The organism is Saccharopolyspora sp. (genome assembly GCF_017434145.1).
In the GTDB taxonomy this organism is placed as follows: domain Bacteria; phylum Actinomycetota; class Actinomycetes; order Mycobacteriales; family Pseudonocardiaceae; genus Saccharopolyspora_C; species Saccharopolyspora_C galaxeae.
Genome location: NZ_JAFRFW010000944.1, coordinates 1 through 4934 on the forward strand (window position 1 = coordinate 1; position 4934 = coordinate 4934).

The window sequence follows — 4934 nt, forward strand, 5'->3', positions numbered from 1 at the left end:
GAACACCCGCCACGACTCGGCCGCGGACGCGCGCCGCCGCGCCCGCAACAGCTGCCCTGCCGTGGGTTGCCGGCCCGTCGGTTGCTGCCCCGTGGGTTGCGGCGCCGTCACGAGGCACGCACCCGCGGGTCCAGGACCCGGTAGAGCAGGTCCGCCACCACGTTCATCACGATCACACTCCCCGCCAGCACGATGAATGTGCCTTGCAGCAACGGCAGATCCGGCACCTTCAGCGCCTCGTAGGTCAGCAGGCCGAGCCCGGGCCACGAGAACACCGTCTCCACGGTGATCGCCCCGCCCACGACCAGGCCCAGGTGCAGGAAGATCAGCGTCACCGTCGGCAGCATCGCGTTCGGCACCGCGTGCCTGCGCCGCACCAGGTCTTCGCGCAGGCCCTTCGCGCGCGCGGTGGTCAGGTAATCCGCGCCCATTTCCTCCAGCAGCGAGGACCGCATCACCATCAGGTATTGCGCGTAGACCACCGCGACCATCGTCGACGCGGGCAGCACCAGGTGCCGCGCCACGTCCAGCACCTGCGCGGGCAGCTCCGGCGGCGTGTCCGGCGAGTTGATCCCGCCGACCGGGAACAGCCCGGGAATCGGCCCGACCCCGACGCCGAAGACCATCAGCACGATCAGCCCGAACCAGAACGTCGGCACCGACCAGAACGTCAACGCCACCGAGGTCGAGATCTTGTCGAACTTCCCGCCCTGGCGCCACGCCGCCCGCGTGCCCATCCACAGCCCGAGCACCACCGCCAGCACCGTCGCGGTGCCGACCAGCAGCACCGTCGGCCAGAACCGCTCCGCGATGAGGTCGGCCACCGGGCGGCTGTAGGTGTAGGAGGTGCCCAGGTCACCGCGCAGCAGCGCGCCGAGGAAGTCCAGGAACTGCTTCCACAGCGGCTGATCCAGCCCGAAGCGGTGCCGCAACTGCTGGATCTGCTCGCCGGAGACCGCCGCGCCGCGGGTCATCGTGCGCACCGGATCACCGGGCATCACCCGGAACAGGAAGAACCCGAGCACCGCCACCAGGAACAGGCTCAGCAGCCCGCCACCGAGCTTGCCCGCGGCGTAGCGCAGCCAGCCGCCGGAGCCGGTCGCGGCGTCCTCGGTCGCCGGTTCCTCGGCCGGGCGTGGTTGGTGCTGCGTCACCGGATCGGCCATCGCGTCACTCCCGTTCGTCCATGGTGGCCCGCCGGTGGCGCGCCACCAGCAGGATCACCACTCCGCCGACGACCACGATCCCGAGCAGCACCAGCCCGATCCGCCCGTAGTCCGGGGGATCCGAGGCGTGCTCGGCCCTCGGCGTCGGCTGGGCGCCGTAGTAGCCCCAGTAGCCCTGCTGCCCGGTGATCACGCCCCCGTTCGCGGGCTGGGTGGTGAACCCGCTGAAGCGGTCGGAGCGGTACGCCTCCAGCGAGTTCTGGTAGTACAGCACCGATGCGCTCGCCTGGTCGTAGAACCGCCGCTGCGCCTGCTTGACCAGGTCGATGCGCTTGGCCGGGTCGAACTCGCCGAGCTGGCGGGCGTAGCGGTCGTCGTAGACCGGGTCGCACAGGAACGAGTCCGGCGTGCCACCGCCGTCCGGGCTGGGCCGGGAGCCGCAGGTCTGCAGCCGCAGCACGTAGTCCGGGTCCGGGTTCGCCGACCAGCCGGACATCGCCAGGTCGAAGTCACCCCCGGTGGTGCGGTCGTTGACCTGGTTGTCCGAGACCGGATCCAGCTGCACCGCGATGCCGATGTCGGCCAGCCACTGCTTGACGAACTCGCCCACCTGCGCATCCGCCGAGGTGCTCGCGTGCAGCATGAACTCGAAGTTCAGCGGCTCGCCCTGCGGCGTGCGGCGGATTCCGTCCGGCCCGCGCAGGTAGCCTGCGGCGTCCAGCTCCCGGTTCGCCGCGGCCGGGTCGAACCCGCGCGGCCGCGGCGGCTTCCAGTGGTAGTCGTCAAAGATCGGCGGCAGGTACCCGCCACCGACCTGGCCGTATCCGTTGAGCACCCGGTCGATCAGCTTCGGCTTGTCGATGGCCTTGTCGACAGCGCGGCGCACCCGCACGTCGGTCAGCGCCGGATGCCCGCTGCCGATCGGCTGCCCTTCGCTTTTGATGGCGCCCGGGTTGATCAGCATCTCGGAGAACCGGCGCCCCTGGCCCTTGACCTGCTGGATGTCGCGCTGCCCGGCCAGCGCTTCGAACTGCGTGGGAGTGAGCTGCTGCGCGACGTCGATCTCGCCCTTGCGCAGCGCCTGCACCGCGGCGTCGGTGTTCTTGAACTGCACGAACCGCAGCTCGCCGATCTTCGCCGGGCCGCGCCAGAAGTCCGGATTGGCCCGCAGCGCGGCGTAGCGCTCCGGCTCGTACTCGGTGAGCTGGAACGGACCCGACCCGACCACCGGCATCCGGTCGTTCGGGTAGGAGGTCAGGTCGGGGATCTTCGACCACACGTGCGCGGGCACGATCGGCGCGTCGATGGCCAGCATCGTCGTCTGCGGGGTCTTGGTGCGGATCACCAGCGTGCCGTCGTCCGGCGCGGACACCGACTGGAAGTTCTCCACGAAGTTGCCGTTCGCGGTGGCCGCCGTGGGGTCCCGCATCATCCGGTCGTAGGTGTAGGCGGCGTCGCGCGCGGTCACCGGCAGCCCGTCGGTCCAGCGCACCCCTGGGCGGATCTTGAAGGTCCAGGTCAGCTTGTCCGGGGAGGTCGACCACGACTCCGCCAGCTCCGGTTCCGGCGCGAAGTCCCGCGGGTCGTACGTGGTCAGCGTCGGGTAGATCAACCGGAACAGGTCGGTCGACGCCAGCGAGTAGCCCAGGAACGGGTTCAGCGAGTCGATCTGCTGCGCCGTTCCGACCCGCAACGTCGCCGCGCGGGCGGGCGCATCCGCCGGTTGCGCGCCTGCCGCCGCCGGAACGGCGAAACCGGCCAGCACGGCCAGCAGAACCACGATTCTTCGAGCCACGAGGACCTCCTCTTCTCCCGAAGTGAGAAAAAAGAACCATCCTCGACGGCTTCTCGTCAATAGTTCACAAGAGCTTGCGCCGAATGGCTAACCCAATGTGTACCGAACAGTTACCGAACCCGTCCGGTAATCCCGTGACCTGCGATCACGTCTCGCCCCACCGGGCTTGCTGCCATTGCAGCGCCTCCGGCCGGGAACCGTCCGCGACGTACTCCAGAAGGCCCGCGCGCAGCTCCCGGACTGCCAGCACCGACTCGCGCGGGAACAGCAGCGCGCTGCCCACGTCGAAGCGCAGCTTCGGCGGCTCGGCGAACGGTTCCGGGTTGCGGGTGTGCCAGGACGTGAGCTCGCCGTCCTCGGATTCCTCGGTGTAGTTGACCACCCCGACCTCGGCTTCGCCGTCGGTCACGACCCGCACGCTCTGGTACGGCCCCGGGATGTCGTCGCTCTCGTAGGGGCGGTCCCAAACGTAGAGGTGGCTGGCGCGGCCCGCGGTGCCCGGCCGCAGCACCTTCTCCACCAGCCCGGCCTTGTCCTCGGAGGTGTGCGCGTAGTGCCGCTCGCCGTCGACCACCGCCGTCGCCACCGAGACGCCGAGCTCGGAATTCCGCGCGCCCACCGCCTCGGAACGCAGTGCGTCCAGGCATTCCCTCGCCTCGCGCAACGCCTTGATCGCCGCGCCCTGGTGCAGCACCAGGTCGCCCCAGTAGGCGTGACCGTGGACCTTGTTGAGGTCGCCGTAGACCGCGTTGGTGGACTCGATCAGCTTGTCCAGCACGTCCAGCGGAACGTCGGCGAGGCGGGCGAACACCACCGCCAGCGGATCGACCGGGCCGTCTTGCAGCGGCGGATTCGACATGCCTTCGTTGCACCCCACGCAGTCGATAGCTGTACTCGCCTGGAAACGCCGTCGGCCAATGATGCCAACCCGCCGGTTCACGACGTACGGCGCCTACCGCGCAACGGACACTACCTCGCGTGATCTTGCGGTCGCGCAGCGCGGCCCCCGAGCCGATGTGTGCGGCGGAAACGCAGCTGACGCGCGGCAGCAGGCAGGTTTTCGGTCAGCAGCGCAACGCGGCGCGGGGGCAGCACCGAGCGCGCATTTCACCCGAACCGCGCAGCGCTCAGCTCGCCTGCCCGCGCAACAACCCTTCCGCCGGCTCCGCGTCCGCGGCCATGTCCAGCAGCGACCGCCCGAGCGCGTCCGGGTCGTCGAAGCCGATCCGGCCCACCACGTCGTCCGGCAGGCTCAGCATCGTCATCGCCACGCCCAGCATCCCGGCGTCGAGCAAACCCGCGCCGCGCGCCGGGATCGGCTCGCCGACCGCTGCGTGCAGGTGCACCGCCGAATCCACCCCGGCCAGCGTGATCTCCCCCAGCGCCGAGCGGACCTGCGGATTGCGCACCCCTTCCAGGTGCAGCTCGAACAGCGCGAGGAATTGGGACCGGGCCGTGGTCACCATCCGCTGCAGCATCGCCAGGTACAGCGCGGTGACGTCGCCCTGCGCGACCCCGTCGGGCAACTGCTCGCGCAACCGGCGCATGGCCGCGGTCTGCTGGTCGGCGACCCGGCGGCCGATCGCGGCGAACAGGGCTTCCCGGGTGGCGTGGTAGTTCTTCGTGGTCCCCTCCGGGAACCCGGCCTCCCGGTCGATGGCCCGGTGCGTGAGCCCGCGCCCCCCTTCGCGCGCCAACACCTCGACTGCTGCGTCGGCGAGCACGGCGCGGCGATTGCTGCGCTGCGACATGCGACCCCTGCTGATCTGTCCCGTTGACCTTGTCGGACGCCGACCGGTTCGCGAATCGGCACGTCCGGCCCCTCGAAGCGATCATTGTAGACCCGCGTTGATCACACCCGCGCGATCAGCACGCCGAGCGGCGCGGAATCGACGTGCTTGCCGCGCACCGCCGAACAGGTATAGACCAGCGGTGTTCGCGCCATCGACCCGAGGAGCAGTGCCCATGTCCGA

General features: G+C 70.1%; 4 protein-coding genes. All 4 read right to left on the reverse strand.

Translation table 11 applies throughout. The features are described 5' to 3' along the window. Positions 1-107 precede the first annotated feature (107 nt). Positions 108-1166: an ABC transporter permease gene (locus IJH84_RS25465; RefSeq protein ID WP_200069728.1), complete on the reverse strand. Its 1059-nt coding sequence runs from the start codon at positions 1164-1166 to the stop codon at positions 108-110. Between the two features lie 4 nt (positions 1167-1170). After that, entirely contained in the window at positions 1171-2961 is a 1791-nt protein-coding gene (locus IJH84_RS25470) for an ABC transporter substrate-binding protein (protein ID WP_295149868.1), read from the reverse strand. A gap of 145 nt (positions 2962-3106) precedes the next feature. Beyond that, positions 3107-3820, reverse strand: coding sequence for an Imm1 family immunity protein (locus IJH84_RS25475; RefSeq protein ID WP_295149870.1), 714 nt, complete (start codon positions 3818-3820; stop codon positions 3107-3109). A gap of 268 nt (positions 3821-4088) precedes the next feature. Continuing rightward, complete coding sequence (locus IJH84_RS25480) at positions 4089-4712, reverse strand: TetR/AcrR family transcriptional regulator (protein ID WP_200069731.1); 624 nt, start codon at positions 4710-4712, stop codon at positions 4089-4091. Positions 4713-4934: the final 222 nt, after the last annotated feature.

Coding starts and splice junctions, on each gene's coding strand:
- IJH84_RS25465 (WP_200069728.1), bottom strand. CDS start 1,166: ATGGCCGATCCGGTGACGCAGCACCAACCACGCCCGGCCGAGGAACCG.
- IJH84_RS25475 (WP_295149870.1), bottom strand. CDS start 3,820: ATGTCGAATCCGCCGCTGCAAGACGGCCCGGTCGATCCGCTGGCGGTG.
- IJH84_RS25480 (WP_200069731.1), bottom strand. CDS start 4,712: ATGTCGCAGCGCAGCAATCGCCGCGCCGTGCTCGCCGACGCAGCAGTC.